Source organism: Lysinibacillus xylanilyticus (assembly GCF_001708185.1).
Lineage (GTDB): Bacteria > Bacillota > Bacilli > Bacillales_A > Planococcaceae > Lysinibacillus > Lysinibacillus xylanilyticus_A.
Map to the genome: position 1 here is coordinate 227584 of NZ_MDDN01000004.1, position 19933 is coordinate 247516.

A 19933-nucleotide genomic window follows, 5' to 3' on the forward strand; every position below is an offset into this window, starting at 1 on the left:
AAATCTTTGCCCTCATTTCATTACGATAAAGCAAGTCCCTGCTCTTCAAACCATTTAATTTTCTCGCGGACATTTACTACTTCACCCACAACAATCATGGAAGGATTATGATAGCCTTCACGTTCAATAATGTTGGCTATTTCATCGAGCTGACCTGTAATGGTACGTTGTTGATTTGTTGTTCCCCATTCAATCACTGCTACTGGGGTAGTTGGCTTACGACCATTTTCGACGAGCTTTTTAGTTATATAAGCAATATTGCCAACACTCATATAAAAGGCAACTGTATCAATACCTGTTGCAAGTGCAGACCAATTTAAAAAGTCCTGTCCTTTTTCCTCACGACCATGCCCTGTTACTAGAGCAAAGCTTGTCGCAAAGTCTCGGTGTGTTACAGGTATACCTGCATATGCTGGCGCAGCAATTCCTGCAGTAATACCAGGGACGATTTCATAAGCAATACCATGATTTTTTAAGATTTCGGCTTCCTCTGCGCCGCGACCAAAAACAAATGGATCGCCACCCTTTAATCGTGTGACAATCTTGCCTTCTTGTGCTTTTTCGACAAGTAATGTATGAATCTCATCTTGAATGAGGTGATGCTTACCAGGTAATTTACCACAGTACACAAGCTCAGCATCTTTTTTTGCAAACTCTAGCAATTTAGGATTCACAAGACGATCATACGCAATGACATCAGCCTTTTGAATACATTCTAGCCCGTACACTGTAATGAGCTTTGGATCTCCTGGTCCAGCTCCAACTAAATACACTATTCCGTCTTTCATCGCGCTTCTCCCATCAGTAATTGTTGTAAATAAGCTTCGCGTCTATCAATCTCTCCACTACGTGTCCATTCTAGTAAGCTCGGTTCAAGTAATGCTTGTAATAAAGCACGTCTTTGTGGACCTTTCTCAAACTTAGCAGCAATCATTAAACGTGCCTGCTGCAAGAAGCATACATAGTCATCATAAATCTCATCAAATTGCTCTTCGAGATCCGCTTTGATTTTACGCGCTAGTGATGGACTGGCACCTGACGTTGATACAGTTAACACTAATGGACCACGGCGCACTGTTGCTGGCGTTATAAAATCGCTCTCCGCTTGTGCATCAGTACGATTGATTAGCTGCCAATGCTGTGCTGCTTCTTGTACAGCTTCATTTATTGTCGTATCATTTGTTGCCGCAATGATGAGAATTGCATCATCTAAATCACGTGGTTCAAATGCTTTTTCACGCCATGTAATTTGACCTGATTCAGCAAGAGGTAGTAATGAATCATCTAGGGTTGGACTTACTATAACAATATTTGCTTTAGCCGGAAGCAGTGCTGCTACCTTCTGTGTTGCTACGTGACCTCCACCAACGATTACTACCGTTTTATATTCAACATTAATATGAATAGGAAAATAATTAGTCATAATTTTTCACCTTCTTACAAGCTGTTAACCAGTTGTCAACAAGTTTTGGGTTAGATACAAAATGAAAATGCGTATAGCCAGCCACTAGATTTCCTGCTTGGTAGCCCTCTTGTTTGTTACCAAATCGCCCTTTCGTTTGGTAAGCTGGTGTGTTATGTGTGCCACTATACTTTGAATAGTGGAATTCATGTCCCTTTGCCTCTTCATCCGTACCAATTAAGAAATTACCTTGTGTGCCAAAGATTTCACGGTAACCAAGGGCTGCTAATTTTGTTTGCATTGCAACTTCACCTGGAATAACACCTACCATGTCATAACGGTCCCCATTACTATTCGTAATAGCCTCCGTCAAGTACATATAGCCCCCACACTCTGCTAATGTTGGTAACCCTTTGGCGATTGCTTCACGAATAGATTTTTTTACAGCAGTATTTTTTGCCAGGATATCAGCAAATTCCTCTGGGAAGCCCCCCCCTATATACAATCCGTCTGCTTCAGCTGGAACAGGTTCATTTGCTAGCGGAGAGAAAAATTGCAGTGTTGCTCCCTTTGCACGTAACAGTGCCAAATTTTCTTCATAATAGAAGTTAAACGCGGCATCCTTTGCTACAGCAATGCAAATATTTTGAGAAGGTTCTTCCACAAATAGTTGCCCGGATTCTTGTAAAACAGGAGCCTTTGTTAATGCAAGTAATTGATCTAAATCAATCGTCTCTGCCATTAATGAGCCTAGCTTTTCAAAAAATGTATCGAGTTCTCCTCGTTCAATCGCAGGCACTAACCCTAAATGACGACTAGGAATATCAATCCCTACCTCACGCTTCAAGTATCCGATAACAGGGATTCCACATTCCTGCTCAATGGCAGCTTTCGCAATTTCATAATGTCCGACACTACCGACCTGATTGGCAATAACACCAACGATATTCGGCTTATCAGACAACAATTGGAAGCCTTTCACAATCGCTGCTACACTTCGTGCCATACTTGCACAATTGACAATTAAAATAACAGGGCTCTCTGTTACTACACTAATGTCCGCTGCAGAACCTTCATCAGATAATGGACTTTTACCATCATAAAAGCCCATAACGCCTTCAATAATTGAAACATCCGCATCAACGCTTGCGCGCGCAACAATATCACGCACGGCTTCATGTGAAAACATCCAGCTATCGATATTGCGCGATACCCGTCCTGTTACGGCAGTATGATACGTTGGATCAATATAATCGGGACCACATTTAAAGCCCTGCACAGTCTTGCCCTTTTCTTGTAATGCTTTCATGAGTCCAATGGTAAAAGTCGTTTTACCAACTCCACTGCCAGTACCAGCAAGTACAAAGCGATTTGTTTGCATAGGCTTCCTCCTAAAATGTTAATCTAGCAACAGAAATCGTAGCATTGCCCGATTTTTTCTTCTGTAACACAAGCGACTCCACCTGCGCATAACGCATCGCTGCAGGCTCACTCACTCCATATGCACCTGTATATTGAAAGACCGTCTCTGAAGGTGTTGGAAAATCGATTTCATTTAATTCAGTAGGTGAATATGTTACAAATTCCCAATCATATCTCTTTGTTATCTCAAGGAAGCATTGCTCATCTTTCTTCAAATCGATTGTACATAGTGCCTTGACACTTTTTTTCGAAAGTTTAAGCTCTGCAAGTGTGTCATCAATGACCTGTTCAATTTCTTCCACTGATGTCCCACGATTACAGCCCATGCCAAGCACAACCGATTTTGGTCGATAAATGACACCATTTTCAAGAAGTACTTCTTCTTCAGGTTCTATTATGCGATCTGTAATAAGCAATGTCGCATGTGGTTTAGCTTCAATCGCAGCATACGTTGACGGATAGACTTTAATTTGCTCAGGCATTGGTGTGTCACGCATCCACCAGTCGCGTTCACCCGTTTCCTGTACGATTGCGACATGCTCCTCATTGACAACAGAGGCACTAACTGGTGTTAGTTTATCGGCACTATCCCATACCCAGCCAAATCGTGCGCCAAATAAATCAACAGGGATTGTCTTTTGCACATCTGAAGCTGTTGTAATTATTGGATTGGCTCCAAGTGCTGCGGCTACTTCATGTGTCAGCTCATTGGCACCACCTAAATGTCCAGATAACACGCTAATCACATTTTCACCTCGGTCGTCAATGACAACAACGCCAGGATCTGTTTTCTTATCCTTTAATATCGGTGCAATCATGCGTACAACTGCACCGAGTGAAATGATTAAAATTAAACCTTTATATTGCTTAAACAAGGTTGGCAGTAGCAAACGCACAGTCCCTGTAAACATTTGAATATGCTTTTCCGCTTCATCGCCCTGTTCAAATTTACTCATATAATATAAATCGCTCGCAGCAAAAGTTTGCTGCAAGCGGCGTCCGAGTTGAACACCATGTTTGGTGATGGCTACAACAGCATAAGCATTTCGTTGCTCAACTGCTGGTAAAATACCTTCTTGTAACTCAATCACTTGTCTTCACACCTTTTCTAAAACCATGTGTAAAGGTAGCATCATATAACTTCGAACGATATTGATCCTTATCATGAATAGTCGGATCTAATGCCCAACCAGCTAAAATCATCGCATGCTTACGAATACCGTTCACACGCATTGCTTCATCTAGCTCAACCAACGTAGTACGTACGATTTTTTGATCTGGCCAAGAAGCTCTTTGAATAACCGCTACAGGTGTATCATCAGCCCAGCCTGCACTCTGCAATTCTTTTACGATTTTCTTCGTTAGCGTTGCACTTAGGAATAAGGCAATTGTACAATGGTGACTTGCTAAATCGCGTAGTTTTTCGAATTCTGGCACAGGTGTACGCCCTTCTGCACGCGTTAAAATAAGTGTTTGCGTTAAGTCAGGGATCGTTAATTCTGCCCCAATTGCTGCCGCCGAAGCGAAGACAGAGCTAACACCAGGAATGACCTCGTAGCCAATGCCTTCTTTTTTTAATAATGCAACCTGTTCCATGATGGCACCATACATAGCAGGATCTCCTGTATGCATACGAGCCACTACTTTACCTGCATTGACACGGTCTGCCATTACGGCTATCATTTCCTCTAAATGCATACCCGCTGTGCGAATAACTTCCGCATCTGGCCTTGCTTTGGCAATAAGATCTTCATTTACTAACGAATCTGTATACATGACAACATCCGCTGTTTGTAGCATATGTAAACCTTTTACTGTAATTAAATCCGGATCGCCAGGACCAGCGCCGACAATATATATTTTCTTCATTATTTTCGCACCACCATTAATGTTAAGTATTCTAAATCGACACCGTCTAGCTCGCGTACATCCCAAATAATCTCCTCGTCAGATGTGACCTTCGTTACGACAGATGCCTTATCAAGTAGATCTAAATCACGTAACACCTCTAACATTAAATCAATCACCTTCGCCACTTTTATGAATACCACCGCATCGTGACTTTCAATCGCTTCACGCATTGCATCATAGTTATCATAGGCAGGTACGATGGCAACACGGTCATCACCATCTGCAAGCGCAATCCCTAAACGCGATGCCGAACCATTGAACGAAGAAATTCCTGGTACTGTTTGGATTTCAACCTCTGGGTGCATGTCCTGCATAAGCTTCATCATATGGATGAACGTACTATATAATAGTGGATCTCCTTCTGTTACGAATGCGACATCTTTGCCTTCTTTTAATTTGCCATAGACAAGTTCAACAGATTTTGTCCATTCACGTTCTAATACAGCCTCATCCTTTGTCATTGGGAATACTAGGCCAAGCATATCCTTTTCTTCTGGATTAATGTAAACATCTACAATACGATGTGCATAGCTTTTACTGCCTTTTAATTTTTTGGGATACGCAATAACTGGCGACTCCTGAATAACGCGGAATGCCTTAACTGTAATTAATTCTGGATCGCCAGGACCTACGCCCAAGCCATATAAAATACCAAGATTACTCATGATTTTCTTCCTTTCGATATGCAGAAATAATATAAATCGGATTTAATGGGACAAAACGTGTCATATCTAAAATTGGTTTACTGCGCGCAAGCTGTGCCTGTAAGATGTCAACGGCAAAGCCACAAGCTTTAAACGCTTCGACTGCCTTATATAAATTTTCAATTGTTGCAGCATTTAAGACAATGCGACCTTTTGGCTTTAAGCGGGTACAGCATAATTGCAATAGCTCCACCATTTCGCCTCCTGTTCCACCGATAAAAATCGCATCTGGATCAGGGAAGTTTTCAAGTCCTGCAGGTGCTTTACTATGAATAGCGGTTATATCAACACGGAACTTTTGCTGATTTTGCAGGCAATTTTCTAAATCAGGTGCATTTTTCTCTACCGCAAAAACTTGACCTTCTGGCGCAAGCTTACCAGCCTCAATCGCCATAGATCCCGTACATGTACCGACATCCCATACAATACTATCCTTTTGTAGCTGCATTGCTTGTAAACTTAAGACACGAATTTCTTTTTTCGTAATAAGCCCTTTATCTGGCTTACGCTGTGAGAATTCTTCATCATCAATCCCGAGTGTATAGCGTTTTGGTTCTAATGATTGTTTTAAAATCACGACATTTAAAGGAGAAAAGTCTGTAGTCTCTAATTCATCAAGAGAATACGAGCCAAATTTTTCATTAATGCCCTGTAAATTTTCTGCCACAAATGCACTGTATTCTGTCATGCCAAAATGCTTTAAATAGCGTGCTAGTGCATTCGGGTTATTTTCAGCATCTGTTAGAAGCGCCACTCTCTTTTTGCCATCAATACGCTGTGCTAAGCCTTTCATAGAGCGCCCATGAATACTTGTTACATAAGCGTCCTGCCAGCTTTCTCCCATCTTCGAAAAGGCAAGCTGTACCGAGCTCATATATGGATAAACTTCAACGTTTAGCTTTTTCGCTAAATAACCACCTATTCCATAAAATAGCGGATCACCTGACGCTAGAATAACGGTGTTTCTTGTTTCTGTAGATAATCTTTCAACAAGCGTTGAAAGACCACCTTTGATTATTATTTTTTCTCCAGTAAAGCTCGGGAAAAATTCTAGAACACGCTCACCGCCAACAAGCACCTCACAGTCTTCAATCCACTGTACATATTGTGGTAGCAAGCTTTCTTGTCCGTTATCCCCGATCCCAATCAATTTCATCGATCGATGCAATGTCATCAGCCCTTCCTAATAATTGTCCCTGCATCGAATAGATCGATGTGGAAAGCGTTAAACCGCCTCTAACATGATGTAATGAAGAATAGCAACAAGCCTCACATAAATGATGAAAGAATGCATCATAGCCCTTCTCTGCCATAATTTCGCCGACTTGTGAAGCAGTATTTGCCTCTCGTACCTCAGCTACTGTCTCTTCGTCTGCACCTATATCCACTGCCAATTGTGCTAAAGAGTTAAAATCAATCGGAGCACTTTTGGAATGCACCATCATCACACCTTGAGCAACCTTTGAAAACTTACCCATCATACCAACTAGTGATACTTCTTTAATACCAAGTCGTTTACAATGTTTTAATGTAAAGCCAACAAAGTCGCCCATCTCTATAAACGCTTCCTCTGGCAAATGAGGGTACTGTGCCATCCCAAATTTTTCACTGCGTCCACCAGTAGTCACGACTAAATGCTCACAGCCAGCTGCCTTTGCAACACTAATAGCTTGAACGATACTTGCCATATAAGCGGAACTCGAAAAAGGCACGACGGTTCCCCTTGTGCCTAAAATGGAGATGCCTCCAATAATACCAAGTCGCCCATTTAACGTTTTCTTTGCAATTTCCTCACCTTCAGGTACTGAAATCACTACATTGACGCCTCTGTCAATTTCAAAATCGTCAAGCACACCCTGTACAGTACTATGAATCATCTTCCTTGGCACAGGATTAATCGCTGCTTCTCCAACAGGCACTGGTAAGCCGGGCTTTGTTACGCGCCCGACACCAATCCCTCCGTCTAAATGAATGCCAGGTGTATCAGCCCAGCTCACTGTACCAATAATAAGTGCCTTATGTGTTGCATCAGGGTCATCACCAGCATCTTTAATCGTTTCACAACTTACAGCATTATTTTTAAATGTACATTTTTCTATCGTAAAGGTTGCATCTCGCCCAATCGGCAAATGAATTGTACTTGTTTCTTGCTCTTCATTTGTAATTAAGGCCAGTAATGCAGCCTTCGTTACTGCAGTTGCACAGGCTCCCGTTGTATAACCGTGACGCATGTCCTTGGGATCCTTTTTAGGCTTCCGCTCCATTATTTTTTCGCCTGTTCATCCGCTAGAAGTGAAACAGCATTCAATGCGGCAACCGTCACTGTACTACCGCCTTTACGACCAACATTTGTAATATACGGAATACCTTCTAGTTTTAATAACTCTTCTTTCGACTCAGCAGCAGAAACGAAACCAACTGGCATACCGATAATTAAATCTGGTTTCGCTAAGCCTTCTTTAATTAAACGAATTAATTCCAGCAATGCTGTCGGTGCATTACCGATTGCATAAATGCCGCCTTCATGTAATTTAGCTGCCTTTTGCATAGAAATAATCGCACGCGTAGTGTTTTGTTTTTTCGCTTCAATCGACACGTCTTCATCTGCAATATAGCAGTGTAAATCGCCACCATGTTTTTGGAAGCGTTTTTTCCCTGAACCACTTTCAATCATTTGCACATCTGCAATGACATGGCGACCAGCAAGAATTGATTTAATACCAGCTTCAAGCGCACCTGGTGTAATAATTACGCTACGTCCTAGTTCAAAGTCAGCAGAAGCATGAATGATGCGACGTACTACTTTCCACTCGTCTTCTGAGAAATTATGTTCGCCCATTTCCTCTGCAATAATTGAAAAACTGTAATCGTAAATTTTATCTGGGTCTACTGTTAATGGTTTGAAATCTGTTTTAAAGTCCATCTGGATTGCCTCCTAAAGTGTGTTTTGTACAGCTTGTAATACATCTTCAAATGTAGAGTATTGCTGTCCGTATTTTATATTTGGTCTTGCAATTAAAATCGTTTCAATGCCACATGCTAGGGCAGCATCTAGCTTTTCATCCACAGAACCAACCTTGCCGCTTTCTTTTGTGATCATCAATGTCACATCATATTGACGGAAAAGCGCTTCGTTTAATTCCTTTGAAAACGGACCTTGTATCGCAACGATATCTCTTTGTGCCACACCAAGTGCTTCACATTTTTCCATATTATCGAGTCGAGGAAGCATACGCGCAATTACTCGTGTATTGTCTAAGCCATGTAATACTTTTGTAAATGTTGCAAGTGTTTTACTGCCCGTCGTTAACATGATGACACCACGTTTTTCCGCTGCTAAGTGAGCAGCCTCCTCATAATCTTTCACAACCGTAATTAGTGGGTGTGAATAATGCTCCTGTGCTCGTTCATAGCGAATATATGGTACATTTGCTTGCTCAGCTGCAGCCATAGCATTTTTTGAAGCTTCCTCAGCAAATGGATGAGAGGCATCTACAACTAAACGATACCCTTGCTCTGTGATGATTGTCGCCATTTCTTCAGCTGTTAATCGACCGACTAAATGAGGCAGACCCACTTCTGCAAGGCTTGAAGCGGCTGATTCAGTAACGACTGTAGCTGTCACAACATAACCTGCTGACTGTAATTCTAGTGCTAAATTCCTTGCATCACTCGTCCCCGCTAACATGAAAATCATTTCACTGGCTCCTCTTCATGGTGGTGGTCGTGATGATGGTGGTGGTCGTGATGATGGTCATGGTCGTGATCATCGTGGTGATGGTGGTCGTGCCCATGATCGTGGTCATGATGGTGATGATGATGCGCATGTCCATGTACCGCCGCATAAGCACGATAGTTTTCTAAATCTTGCATACCTGTTGATGTACCATTCACAGCTTGCTCAATACGCTCTAATAACACATTTTGCAAACGCTCATGATAGCCAAAATAGTTAGCGATTTGAATATCACAATCCGGATATTTCTCGTTAAATTGCTTGCACATACCATTCATGCGTTCCATTAGGATACCTGTGAATAAAAAGTACGGTAGCATAATAATTTTTTTAGCACCAAGTTTTACACAGCGCTCAATGCCTTCTTCAACACGAGGATCTGTTACTCCCATAAAGGCGCTTTCTACGTACTGTACAGGTAGTTTTTCCCATAGCAAACGTGTAATTTTATAAAAATCACCATTCGCATATGGGTCACTGCCGCCTCGTGCAATTAATAAAATGGCAGTATCCTTATGTTCTTCTTCCGCATTAAAGCCAATCTCTGTTAGGCGGTCTTCTAGAATCGCAAATATTTCTTCATGCACACCAATTGTTTGGCCATATGTGAATGTAATATTTGGATAATGCTCACGCGCATGCTCGATTTCTGCAGGAATATGCAGTTTTGAATGTCCCGCATGAAGCAGAATAATCGGAATAACATGTACCTCAGTAGCGCCCTTCTTGACACAATTCGTAATACCTTCTTCAATGTTTGGCGAGGCAAACTCTAAAAAACATGTTTCTACTAAAAAACTATCATCAATACGAGGTGTCATTTGCTCGATAAATGTACGTACCTCATCATTTCCTGCTGCTAAACGGCTCCCATGGCCAACAAATAAAATTGCTTTCATCCTCATTACTCCTTACTAGTCGCCGCACGGAGCTGGCTCAACTTTTATTTTTGAAGACATATCCTGATACGTAAAATGAAGTATCTTTTTCACACGCTTAAAGTATTTAAACAAACGTTCATTCGGATGTGCATTTGCTTTATACTCTTCGATAATATCTGTGATCAGCGGTATAAGTTGCTCAGGTTCTAAACCCTCCACAACAGGCTGAGCGGCATGTGCTGTACGACCAACTGGCTTAGCCCCAATAAAAACATCAAACTTACTTTTGCGATACACAATACCAATATCATCAAATACCGCTCGATAACATGCCATACCACAGCCGTTAAAACCTATATTCAACGTTTTCGGTAACGACATACCGCCAAGCTTTTCTTGAATCTCTTCTGCATAAGGAATCGAATCAGTCTTTTCTCCATAGCAGAAATCACAAGCCTTTAACGATAGCACGTCACCAATCGGTGCTAGTAAAAAGCCAACTTCTCGAAGCTTTGCTGTAATCACTGCAGGATCAGTCGTCGGAATTTTCAGATTAATTCGATGGTCTGGTGTATACTCCATCGTTCCTTCTTCACCAACTACCTCTGCTAGCGTCATCATTTGTTGAGGAGTAAAGAACTTATTAGCTACTCCTGGACTCACAGCTAATTCAAAAATGGATTCAATTTTCTGTTGAACAAGCTTCGGTGTTACCCTCACTGCACTTGTTCCCTTCACCATTGCTAGTGCTGATGTCGCCATTTCAAGTGATGACTTTTTTTTAGGCTTTGGTTCTGATGTTATGGCTAAACTGGGCTTAATACGATTGGCATTGGGATCTGTCGCAAAATCATTACGAGCCATCCCTGTTTCTTGATTCATTGCCCATGGTTCATTTTCTTCTTTTAGACGTTGATGTGGTCGTAACGGTTGTTTTTCATCGCCGAGTGTATATTTACGCTGATAACCACGTGGCGTAATCATTTTATTGTCATAGAAAAACGTTGATGAATTCCCGATAACAACAGTTGTTAGCATGCCAATATCATGTTCTAGCATTTCCGCTAAAGTTGTCATCGTAATTTCCTGACGTTCACGATACGCACTTTTCACAAGTCCTACCGGTGTATCTGGAGAACGATATTCTAATAAAATTCGTTGTGCTTCTACGATTTGTCTCGTACGACGGCCACTTTTTGGGTTATAAAGAGCAATAACGAAATCAGCCATTGCCGCTGCTTCTACTCGCTTTGCAATTAAATTCCAAGGTGTTAAGTGGTCACTTAAACTAATCGTACAGGCGTCATGCATAATCGGAGCACCTAGTAAACTTGCACATGAATTGATAGCAGAAATACCAGGAACAATCTCTACCTCAACACCAGTTGCTTCCGTCCAGCCTAGCTCAATTAAAACTTCATATACTAAGCCTGCCATGCCATAAACGCCAGCATCACCGCTCGATATAACTGATACGATACTTCCTGCCTCTGCTTGGCGTACTGCTTCTTGTGCACGTGAAACTTCTTCTGTCATACCAGTACTAACAATTGACTTTGCACTAACTAAATCCTGAATAAGCTCAACATATGTTTTGTAGCCTATGATCATATCACTTTGTTGAAGTGCCTCAACAGCACGAGTCGTAATATGTTTAAAATCCCCAGGTCCAAAACCAACTACGAAAATCTTTCCTTTTTGCGCCATTTTGTTACCCCTCTTTCACCTTTTCAATGCCTTTAATGGCTGTTGTTTGTGCTGTACGCTGTAACGAACCTTCACGCAGTGTAAAGACATGCTCATTTTGTAATACTTCATGATTTAAATCTTGTACGAGTGCCCGCGCATGCTCTGTAGTCGGCACACGGTACCAATTCCCCTGAGGATAAGCGATAACAACACATGCATCCTTACATCTACCATTACAGCGTGTCCTAGTCGTATGTATGTCCTGATCAAGCGCTTGCATTTGTATTTCATCACGGATTGCCTGTGTAATTTCCTCAGCATCTTTTTTCATACAGCTACTGCCATTGCAAATAAAAAGATGCGTTTTCATCCCCTCTAAATTCCAAGTTGTCATTGTTGTTCTCCCCTCATTTGCTTTTAGGAAAAAGAAAAAACCTTTACTCTAGACGAAGAATAAAGGTTTTGTAGAAGCCAAATTAAAACGAATATATACAGGTACTCGCTCTCGCTTCAACTTCTCCCTCCGAAAAGTTTGCATGCATTTATCACAATAAGCAGGTTTCCTGACTTAAGCTTCCTTTTACTTTCGCGCCTTCCTAAGTTTTCACTAGTGGCATTTGCGATTTCATCAGCTATTACAGTAGCGGGGGCTGTATCGGATTTTCACCGATTTCCCTATTATCTCGAAAATATTCAAGCACTTATTGATGTTTTATATGAAATTGTTTAACTTCTTTCAGCAAGTCTCCCACCTGTATAGGTGGTGAGATGAATACGGGTTTTTATTTTTCAGCAAGTGTCCAAACATCCGCTGAAAGAAGTTAAAGCCTCCGGCGGATGTCACGAAATCGGAAAGGAGTTCTTTGTGCAAGCACAAAGCCGATTCCGGACGCAATTATGCCGAGGCATAATTGATTGTAATAGAAAACTGTCTCTATCATATCTTAATTTTTAAAAATTTCAATATTTCTTTCTCAAATTGTGACATTTTTATTAAAAATTCAGAGAAAACGCGAAATTTCTATCTGTATTTATCTGAATTTTCGACATTGACCTTTAATTCTAAAATTTTTATAAAAAGTATGGCATATATGTGGAAATTCATGTTACACTTTGTCGTGAAATCTCACAACTTCATACTTTTTCGGTGCGAAGTGTATACCATTTCGCTTAAAAGGGAAGCCGGTTCAAGTCCGGCGCGGTCCCGCCACTGTACTAGGGAGTTTTATAGATCATGTCACTGTCCAAAGGATGGGAAGGCCTATAAAACGTTGAACTAAAGCCAGGAGACCTGCCGAAAAATATGTGATCGTTTCAACCTACGAGGATAGGTGTGCGGCTTAGCAGATTAAAATTTTATTTGCCTCTTTTAGCTATGCACTTTTCCAAAGTCGGAGAAGTGCTTTTTATTTTCATTCAGAAGAGACCCCATCTTATGGTGGTAGATGTTTACAGATATAACCAAAACACCTCCTGAATGGAAATAAAGCCTCCGGACGCAATTACGCCAAGGCGAAATTGATTTCGTTCGCACGCTACATTCGAAAAATATAATGTTAGGAGGAGAGATTTTGAAATTCTCACATTGGAAGCTTAGTTATTTCTTGTTGGCATTTTTACTTGTGCCAAATCGTGCATTTGCTATGCATATCATGGAGGGCTTTTTGCCGATTGAATGGGCGATTTTTTGGTGGGTCTTATCGATTCCATTTATTATTTTAGGATTACGCTCTATTCGTAAAACCATTGATGAAAATCCTGAAACAAAAATGATACTAGGTTTATCCGGTGCCTTCGCCTTTGTATTATCAGCCTTAAAAATCCCTTCTGTAACGGGGAGCTGCTCGCATCCGACAGGAGTTGGACTTGGGACTGTTCTTTTTGGGCCACTAGCCATGAGTGTGATTGGGACAATCGTTTTATTATTCCAATCTTTACTTTTAGCACATGGCGGGCTTACAACATTAGGGGCAAATACATTTTCTATGGCAATTATTGGTCCTATTATTGCTTACTCTGTATTTAAAGGCGCACAAAAAATGGGGCTATCATTTTCAGTAGCTGTCTTTTTAGCAGCAATGCTTGGTGACTTAGGTACATATGTTGTTACATCTGTACAATTAGCTCTTGCCTTCCCTTCTGAAGTAGGAGGATTTATGGCATCATTCACAAAATTTGCTGGTATTTTTGCATTAACACAAATTCCGCTCGCGGTTAGTGAAGGAATTTTAACAGTGATTGTTATGAATTTCTTGAAAAAATATAATGTGAGCGAACTAAAAGCATTACGTGTTTTCTCAGCTAAGGAGGCACACTAAAATGAAAAAAAATTTACTGCTCTTGGCAATTGTTGTGTTTCTAGCTATCATTCCTCTATTTATCCAAAAGGGTGCAGAATTTGAGGGTGCTGATGGCCAAGCGGAAGCAGCAATTGGTGAAATTAACGCTGACTACGAACCATGGTTTGAAAGCATTTGGGAGCCACCAAGTGGTGAAATTGAAAGCTTATTATTCGCTCTACAAGCTGCTATCGGCGCTGGATTTATCGGCTATTTCATCGGCTTTATGCGCGGCAAACATAAAGAAGGTTAAACGATATGTTACTCATTGATAAGTATGCTTATTTGAATAAGCTAGCGTCTGTTCATCCGCTAGAAAAAATGACGTTATCCTTAGGACTACTATTATTGTCGCTTATCATGAGAGATGAACGAATTTCACTCATTACATTTATTGTAATGAGTGCTTTTACCATTTTAAGCGCAAAAATCCCAGTTAAATATTATGCAAAACTTCTATTACTACCGGGATTTTTTTTACTTTCTAGTTTAGTATCCATATTAATTTCTATAGCCCCATCAACAAGCACGCTTCCTACCCATATTTGGTCATTTTCTATTAATGGTTGGACAATTTTTGTAGGGCGCGCGAGTATAGAAACAGCCCAGCAGCTTTTTTTCATCGTCCTTGGTAGCATTAGCTGTTTGTATTTTTTAATTCTTACAACATCAGTACAATCGATCTGCTATGTTCTACGACTATGGCGACTTCCCACTTTATTTGTAGAGTTAGTGGAACTAACGTATCGATTTATTTTTATTTTTTTAGACAGTATGCAAAAAATCCATCTTGCCCAGCAGGCTCGATTAGGTTACCGCTCCCCTATGCAATGGCTACGCTCAATTTCAATGCTAATTGCAGCTTTATTTGCCGAGATGTTCCAGCGAAGTTGTGAACTAAACAATGCAATGCAAGCACGCGGTGGAGAAACTGTCTATTGGCAGGAGAATTGTACCTATTGCATGAAAAACTGGCTAGGTATGGCTGTTATTTTTATTTCCCTTATCATTTATGGAGGTTTTTTCTGATGACAGATTTATACTTTGAACTAAAACAATTATCCTACGCTTATGCAGATGGAACCCATGCTTTGACAGATATGACACTCCAAATTCCAAAGGGAAAAAAAATCGCTTTACTTGGTCATAATGGAGCTGGGAAGTCGACTTTATTTCAGCATTTAAATGGCATTTTAAAGCCTACCACTGGAAGTATATCCTTTTGTGGCGAAGAACTTAACTATAATAGAAAAGCATTAAAAGAATTGCGCCAACAGGTTGGTATTGTTTTTCAGGATGCAGACAACCAGCTTTTTTCAGGTACTGTTATGCAAGATATTGCGTTTGGACCTTTAAACCTTGGTTGGACAACTGAAAAAATTGAAGAGAAAATTGCATGGGCTGTTGCTCAAACTGAAGTTGAATCATTACTCGATAAACCGATCCATTTTTTAAGTGTTGGCCAGAAAAAACGTGTTGCAATGGCTGGAGTACTAGCGATGGAACCATCTGTTTTATTATTAGATGAACCAACTGCTGGACTTGATAATTATTATGCTGCACAAGTTTTACAGTATTTAGCTAAATTAGAGAATGGTGAACGGACTATTTTACTGGCAACGCATGATATCCCATTAGCTTATGAATGGGCAGACCAAATAATCGTGATGGAAGCTGGAAAAATCATTTATAATGGGGACCCTGTTGAGTTGTTCTTTCAAGAGCAATTGCTTGAACGGGCCCATCTCGAACGCCCATGGGTCTTTGAAATGGCGATTGCCTTGCAAAATAAGAAACTATTTGACAAAAACATTACAATGCCTCGTTCGAAGGAAGATTTACAAAGACTTATTGAGCAGCTTTAAGACGATGTTTTAAGGATGTAACATTTCTTGGACTATAGTTGTGTTTTTAGGCTCATCACCAAAAGTTGTGGATGACATTTATTAAGACGTAGGCCTTTTATCTTCATTCAGTAGAAGACTCCCACCTCTGAAGGTAGTGAGATAAATACGGATGTGGTTAATTGTTAATATATTCTAATCATTTACTGAAATAGAGGAACTCAGTCTAAGAACGCCACGTCCTCAGTCGGAACGGAAATCAACCACACGTTATGGTGATGATCCATAGATTTTACATAAAGGAAAAATATAGATTGGTACTTTTGGAAAAATAACACCTTATTTACGAAACTTTTCTATCATTCATCCGTATTAGTATAGATGTGACTTATATTAAACACTCAAGGAGGTAATACAGTTGAAGAACTGGAAAAAGAAATCATTTGCTATAGTAGCATCTGCTGCACTAATGGTCCCTACTGCTTCTGCCTTTGCTGAAGCACCGCAAAAAGCAGAGAAGAACCCAGAGTCAGTGAAAGTAGCTAGCAATCAGAAACAAGCAGAAAAGAATCAAAAAGAATGGATTAGTAAGGATACAATTATCGTCAAGCATTCTGGTCTTGATAAGAATGTCCATAAAAAAATTGGCGCAAAAGTAATCCGCTCTATTCCTTCATTAGGTTACGATGTTATCCAACTTAACAAAGGAGTAACTTTAGAAAAAGCAGTTTCATATTATGCAAATCAAAAAGGGGTTAAAAATGTTTCCCCAAGTTACATGTATCATTCCTTTGGCAATGGCGGAGACCCAAAGAAAAATGATATGTATCATTTAAACTTACTTGAAATTGATAAGGCCCTAGAATTAGCAGGCAATAACGAAGTAAAAGTAGCGGTTATCGATTCTGGTGTGGATTTTAAACATCCAGATCTAAAATCTCAAGTGCTTCCACCTTATAATGCAGCAGCACCTGCCAATACTACTAATACTGGTGATCACGGAACACACGTAGCAGGAATTATTGCTGCGGCAAAAGATAATGCTGTAGGAGGACATGGGGTTAATCCAAATGCCAAGATTCTTCCAATTGATGTATTCAACGGAAAAGCTGGAGCCAATGATTTCGTCATTGCACAAGGTATCCTTTACGCTATTGAGCAAGGCGCTGATGTTATTAACATGAGTCTTGGTGGGTATGGACAATCTCCACTAATGAAAGATGCTGTTCAGAAAGCGATTGATCAAGGAATTACCGTTGTAGCGGCGGCTGGTAATGAATCGACAGATAATTACTCCTTCCCTGCTTCTTACGAAGGCGTTATTAGCGTAGGTTCTACGAATGATAGAAACAAACTATCAAGCTATTCAAACTATGGCCCATCGGTTGACCTAGTAGCTCCAGGTGAAGAAGTATACAGTACAGTTCATGATGAGAAAAAAGGATCTTCCTATGTAAAATTTAGTGGGACATCGATGGCTTCTCCTGTTGTTGCAGGTGTGGCGTCCCTATTAAAATCAAAATATCCAAATTTAAAGCCTCATGAAATAGAAGCTATTCTCGAAATGACGGCAAAAGATTTAGGTGAGAAGGACTATGATTTGACATATGGACATGGCCTTGTTAACCCTGTGAAAGCATTACAGTTTGATTTAAAAAATCTTCCTAAACAGTATTCGGAAACAACAGATGAGCGTATGAAAAACGCAAAAGTCCTCAAAAAGAATACACTAAATACAGAAAAAGGTGAATTCAAGCAGCCGGACGAAAAGAAATGGTACAAGGTTGATTTAGAAGCAAATGAATACGCACAACTGACACTAAAAGGTGCAAATAAATACGATTATGCATTTGATTTGTACTTCTACCCTGAAGGTCAAAATGGGAAAGCAGAACCAATCAACGTGAATGATGTTCGTATTGGAAAGCAAGAAGGATACCTATATAAAGCAGATCAAAAAGGAACCCTTCTTGTTGGCGTAAAGGATCATAATGGCAGCTACGACTTAAAGGGTAAATCTAACTACATCTTCACAGCTCAAACAACTAAAGAATTACCAGTTGATTCATTAGAAATAGACAAAATGGAGAAAATTGCAAAATTCCCATTCAATACAGCAGGGAAAAACTATACCCTACTTTCTAAAGATCAGAAAAGTGACAAAGATTATTTTACATTTTCAGTAAAAGAACCAACGACACTGAAATTTGATTTATCTGGTATTCCAGGTGTTACAGCATCTATGGAACTTTATTTAAAAGAAGACTTAGATAATGTAGCAAAAGAACAAGTCGATACTGAGGAACCAGAAGAGGCCTATCCTCTCCAAGCATCCTACGGTATGGATAAAGGCGACGGAGTAAGCCTTATTGTCGATGCTATGCCTGAAGAAGAGTATGTACTAAGCGTATCTAATGAAAACGGAAACGACTTCTCGCTTGAAATGTTCTTTAGCGGCGGCATTGATACGAAAGAAAATGTAAGTGAATCAATTATTCCTTACACGTTAACAGGAGCAGCCGTTACCCTTCCTAAAGATGAAGACGGACTTCCATTAATTGAGGAAATGCCAGAAGAAAATGGACAAATGGATTCTGTACCTTTAGCTGAATCTAAAATAACAAAACGCAATGAAATAGATGATTTAATGAATATGTTCATGAATCCCGATGCTATGGAAAATCCAGAAGACGTGGATGCAATTATGAAGCATGCGATTCGTTTTGATATTGGTAAAGATCAAAAAGCATACTTCCAATCAGATTATGATAAAGATTACTTCTTATTTAAAGCCCAAGAAGATGGCATATATGGTTTCAACATTAAAAAAGGTATGAACCAAATGCCAGCTGGTACTGTATTTGAATATGATGAAGAAACAAAAGAATTATTACCAGTTTCTTCATTAACAAATGATTTAGGGCTAATGGGTCTATTCCTTGGATCAACAAGTGATGAAAACGTTGCAAAGACAATTTCATTGAAAAAGGACAAAACCTACGTTGTAAAAGTAGGTAATTTTGGTGACCGTTCTTCTGAACCATATACACTTAAAACAAGTAAAGTGGCAGCTATTCCAGAAGGCTATAATAAAGAAAATAATACAGAAAAAACAGCTCAAACGATTCAACCTGGTAACAACTATAAAGATTATCTAGTTTATCAAGATGATAGTGATTTCTACTATTACAAGCAACAAGGCAAAGATGAAGTCATGAGTCTTCTTGTTTCTTCTGAACTACTTAAAAATGAACAGCTAGATAAATTACCTAAAGAGCTTCAAAATAACTTAAAATTCACAGGTTCCATTATTGAAGACACAAATGGGAATATGCAAATTGATCCACAAGAAATGGCAACAGAAATTACATTTGGACAACCTGATAATATCTTTGAATTACTACTTGGTATTTCAGGGACATCAGATGTAAATACTTCTTTCAAAGCGAAAAAGGATCGCGGTTATTTTATTGTTGTTAACGGAATGAAACTTGGACAAGTATCAACTCAACCATATACATTAACGTTGTTTGATCATACAAAAGTAGATGAAGATGCAGATTCCAAGGTAGTGAATGGTATACCAACAAAACCATCTACACTTACGAAAAAAGACGACAAATGGGTAGCGACGCACTATCTAAATGCAGGTGTTCCATTTGGAGATAAAGACTATTTCGAATTTAATAATGACCGCAAACGCGATGTGCTCTTCTCTCTACAAACAGAAAAAGCACTAGATGGCGTCATCCGTATTATTGATGCAAAAGGAAAAACAGTAGAAACCTTAGATCTTTACGGCGCAGAAGATGCTGAAGTAGGTACAGTTGAACTGGATGAAGGAACATACTTTATTGAAGTAAGTGAAGCTGACGGCAAAGCAAGTACACAACCATATACACTTGAAATAAAATAAGTTGAAGGATTGTCCCCTAGATAATGAAATCTAGGGGATTTCTTTATCATTATCGATTTCATCCATGTTAGGCGAATACTAAAAAAGCA

Annotated in this window: 18 protein-coding genes and 2 riboswitches; of the genes, 5 read left to right on the forward strand and 13 right to left on the reverse strand. The window is 39.8% G+C overall.

Features of this window, described 5'->3' with window-relative positions; genetic code table 11:
* Positions 1-20: 20 nt before the first annotated feature.
* The 13 genes from cobA to BFJ97_RS11110 are packed head-to-tail and all read right to left on the reverse strand — an operon-like array spanning position 21 to position 12139.
* Complete coding sequence (gene cobA / locus BFJ97_RS11050) at positions 21-788, reverse strand: uroporphyrinogen-III C-methyltransferase (RefSeq protein WP_068984699.1); 768 nt, start codon at positions 786-788, stop codon at positions 21-23.
* Positions 785-1423: a precorrin-2 dehydrogenase/sirohydrochlorin ferrochelatase family protein gene (locus BFJ97_RS11055; protein WP_068984700.1), complete on the reverse strand. Its 639-nt coding sequence runs from the start codon at positions 1421-1423 to the stop codon at positions 785-787. The genes cobA and BFJ97_RS11055 overlap by 4 nt, the downstream gene beginning before the upstream one ends.
* Positions 1416-2783 (reverse strand): cobyrinate a,c-diamide synthase, encoded by a 1368-nt coding sequence (locus BFJ97_RS11060; protein ID WP_068984701.1) that lies wholly within the window; start codon positions 2781-2783, stop codon positions 1416-1418. The genes BFJ97_RS11055 and BFJ97_RS11060 overlap by 8 nt, the downstream gene beginning before the upstream one ends.
* A gap of 10 nt (positions 2784-2793) precedes the next feature.
* The gene (locus BFJ97_RS11065) at positions 2794-3915 is read right to left on the reverse strand and encodes a cobalt-precorrin 5A hydrolase (RefSeq protein WP_068984702.1); all 1122 of its coding nucleotides are present in this window, start codon (positions 3913-3915) and stop codon (positions 2794-2796) included.
* Positions 3908-4693: a precorrin-4 C(11)-methyltransferase gene (cobM, locus tag BFJ97_RS11070; RefSeq protein ID WP_068984703.1), complete on the reverse strand. Its 786-nt coding sequence runs from the start codon at positions 4691-4693 to the stop codon at positions 3908-3910. The genes BFJ97_RS11065 and cobM overlap by 8 nt, the downstream gene beginning before the upstream one ends.
* The gene (cobI, locus tag BFJ97_RS11075) at positions 4693-5400 is read right to left on the reverse strand and encodes a precorrin-2 C(20)-methyltransferase (protein WP_068984704.1); all 708 of its coding nucleotides are present in this window, start codon (positions 5398-5400) and stop codon (positions 4693-4695) included. The genes cobM and cobI overlap by 1 nt, the downstream gene beginning before the upstream one ends.
* A complete protein-coding gene (cbiE, locus tag BFJ97_RS11080) occupies positions 5393-6613 on the reverse strand; it encodes a precorrin-6y C5,15-methyltransferase (decarboxylating) subunit CbiE (RefSeq protein WP_083227001.1) in 1221 nt (406 codons plus the stop codon). Before cbiE ends, cobI begins: the two co-directional genes overlap by 8 nt.
* Positions 6570-7703, reverse strand: coding sequence for a cobalt-precorrin-5B (C(1))-methyltransferase (locus BFJ97_RS11085; protein WP_068984705.1), 1134 nt, complete (start codon positions 7701-7703; stop codon positions 6570-6572). The genes cbiE and BFJ97_RS11085 overlap by 44 nt, the downstream gene beginning before the upstream one ends.
* Positions 7703-8362 (reverse strand): precorrin-8X methylmutase, encoded by a 660-nt coding sequence (locus BFJ97_RS11090; protein WP_053483787.1) that lies wholly within the window; start codon positions 8360-8362, stop codon positions 7703-7705. The genes BFJ97_RS11085 and BFJ97_RS11090 overlap by 1 nt, the downstream gene beginning before the upstream one ends.
* Positions 8363-8374: 12 nt before the next feature.
* On the reverse strand, positions 8375-9136 hold the full coding sequence (gene cobK, locus BFJ97_RS11095; RefSeq protein WP_068984706.1) for a precorrin-6A reductase: 762 nt from the start codon (positions 9134-9136) through the stop codon (positions 8375-8377).
* On the reverse strand, positions 9133-10074 hold the full coding sequence (locus BFJ97_RS11100) for a sirohydrochlorin chelatase (RefSeq protein ID WP_068984707.1): 942 nt from the start codon (positions 10072-10074) through the stop codon (positions 9133-9135). Before BFJ97_RS11100 ends, cobK begins: the two co-directional genes overlap by 4 nt.
* Positions 10075-10089: 15 nt before the next feature.
* On the reverse strand, positions 10090-11763 hold the full coding sequence (cobJ, locus tag BFJ97_RS11105; RefSeq protein ID WP_068984708.1) for a precorrin-3B C(17)-methyltransferase: 1674 nt from the start codon (positions 11761-11763) through the stop codon (positions 10090-10092).
* Positions 11764-11767: 4 nt separating this feature from the next.
* Positions 11768-12139: a (2Fe-2S) ferredoxin domain-containing protein gene (locus BFJ97_RS11110; protein WP_068984709.1), complete on the reverse strand. Its 372-nt coding sequence runs from the start codon at positions 12137-12139 to the stop codon at positions 11768-11770.
* A 142-nt stretch (positions 12140-12281) separates the two neighbouring features.
* Positions 12282-12465: riboswitch (cobalamin riboswitch) on the reverse strand.
* Positions 12466-12872: 407 nt separating this feature from the next.
* Positions 12873-13058: riboswitch (cobalamin riboswitch) on the forward strand.
* Between the two features lie 258 nt (positions 13059-13316).
* Here BFJ97_RS11110 and BFJ97_RS11115 point away from each other — a divergent pair.
* The 5 genes from BFJ97_RS11115 to BFJ97_RS11135 all read left to right on the forward strand — a co-directional run bounded on the left by BFJ97_RS11115 (position 13317) and on the right by BFJ97_RS11135 (position 19844).
* Entirely contained in the window at positions 13317-14063 is a 747-nt protein-coding gene (locus tag BFJ97_RS11115) for an energy-coupling factor ABC transporter permease (protein ID WP_068984710.1), read from the forward strand.
* A 1-nt stretch (position 14064) separates the two neighbouring features.
* Positions 14065-14337, forward strand: a complete 273-nt coding sequence (locus tag BFJ97_RS11120; protein ID WP_068984711.1) for an energy-coupling factor ABC transporter substrate-binding protein — start codon at positions 14065-14067, stop codon at positions 14335-14337.
* A gap of 5 nt (positions 14338-14342) precedes the next feature.
* A complete protein-coding gene (gene cbiQ, locus BFJ97_RS11125) occupies positions 14343-15113 on the forward strand; it encodes a cobalt ECF transporter T component CbiQ (RefSeq protein WP_068984712.1) in 771 nt (256 codons plus the stop codon).
* Positions 15113-15949 (forward strand): energy-coupling factor ABC transporter ATP-binding protein, encoded by an 837-nt coding sequence (locus tag BFJ97_RS11130; RefSeq protein ID WP_068984713.1) that lies wholly within the window; start codon positions 15113-15115, stop codon positions 15947-15949. The genes cbiQ and BFJ97_RS11130 overlap by 1 nt, the downstream gene beginning before the upstream one ends.
* Before the next feature lie 397 nt (positions 15950-16346).
* Complete coding sequence (locus tag BFJ97_RS11135) at positions 16347-19844, forward strand: S8 family peptidase (RefSeq protein ID WP_068984714.1); 3498 nt, start codon at positions 16347-16349, stop codon at positions 19842-19844.
* Positions 19845-19933 lie beyond the last annotated feature (89 nt).

Coding starts and splice junctions, on each gene's coding strand:
- cobM (WP_068984703.1), bottom strand. CDS start 4,693: ATGAAGAAAATATATATTGTCGGCGCTGGTCCTGGCGATCCGGATTTA.
- BFJ97_RS11100 (WP_068984707.1), bottom strand. CDS start 10,074: ATGAAAGCAATTTTATTTGTTGGCCATGGGAGCCGTTTAGCAGCAGGA.
- cobJ (WP_068984708.1), bottom strand. CDS start 11,763: ATGGCGCAAAAAGGAAAGATTTTCGTAGTTGGTTTTGGACCTGGGGAT.
- cbiQ (WP_068984712.1), top strand. CDS start 14,343: ATGTTACTCATTGATAAGTATGCTTATTTGAATAAGCTAGCGTCTGTT.
- cobK (WP_068984706.1), bottom strand. CDS start 9,136: ATGATTTTCATGTTAGCGGGGACGAGTGATGCAAGGAATTTAGCACTA.
- BFJ97_RS11130 (WP_068984713.1), top strand. CDS start 15,113: ATGACAGATTTATACTTTGAACTAAAACAATTATCCTACGCTTATGCA.
- cobI (WP_068984704.1), bottom strand. CDS start 5,400: ATGAGTAATCTTGGTATTTTATATGGCTTGGGCGTAGGTCCTGGCGAT.
- BFJ97_RS11090 (WP_053483787.1), bottom strand. CDS start 8,362: ATGGACTTTAAAACAGATTTCAAACCATTAACAGTAGACCCAGATAAA.
- BFJ97_RS11120 (WP_068984711.1), top strand. CDS start 14,065: ATGAAAAAAAATTTACTGCTCTTGGCAATTGTTGTGTTTCTAGCTATC.
- BFJ97_RS11085 (WP_068984705.1), bottom strand. CDS start 7,703: ATGGAGCGGAAGCCTAAAAAGGATCCCAAGGACATGCGTCACGGTTAT.
- cbiE (WP_083227001.1), bottom strand. CDS start 6,613: ATGACATTGCATCGATCGATGAAATTGATTGGGATCGGGGATAACGGA.
- BFJ97_RS11055 (WP_068984700.1), bottom strand. CDS start 1,423: ATGACTAATTATTTTCCTATTCATATTAATGTTGAATATAAAACGGTA.
- BFJ97_RS11110 (WP_068984709.1), bottom strand. CDS start 12,139: ATGACAACTTGGAATTTAGAGGGGATGAAAACGCATCTTTTTATTTGC.
- cobA (WP_068984699.1), bottom strand. CDS start 788: ATGAAAGACGGAATAGTGTATTTAGTTGGAGCTGGACCAGGAGATCCA.
- BFJ97_RS11060 (WP_068984701.1), bottom strand. CDS start 2,783: ATGCAAACAAATCGCTTTGTACTTGCTGGTACTGGCAGTGGAGTTGGT.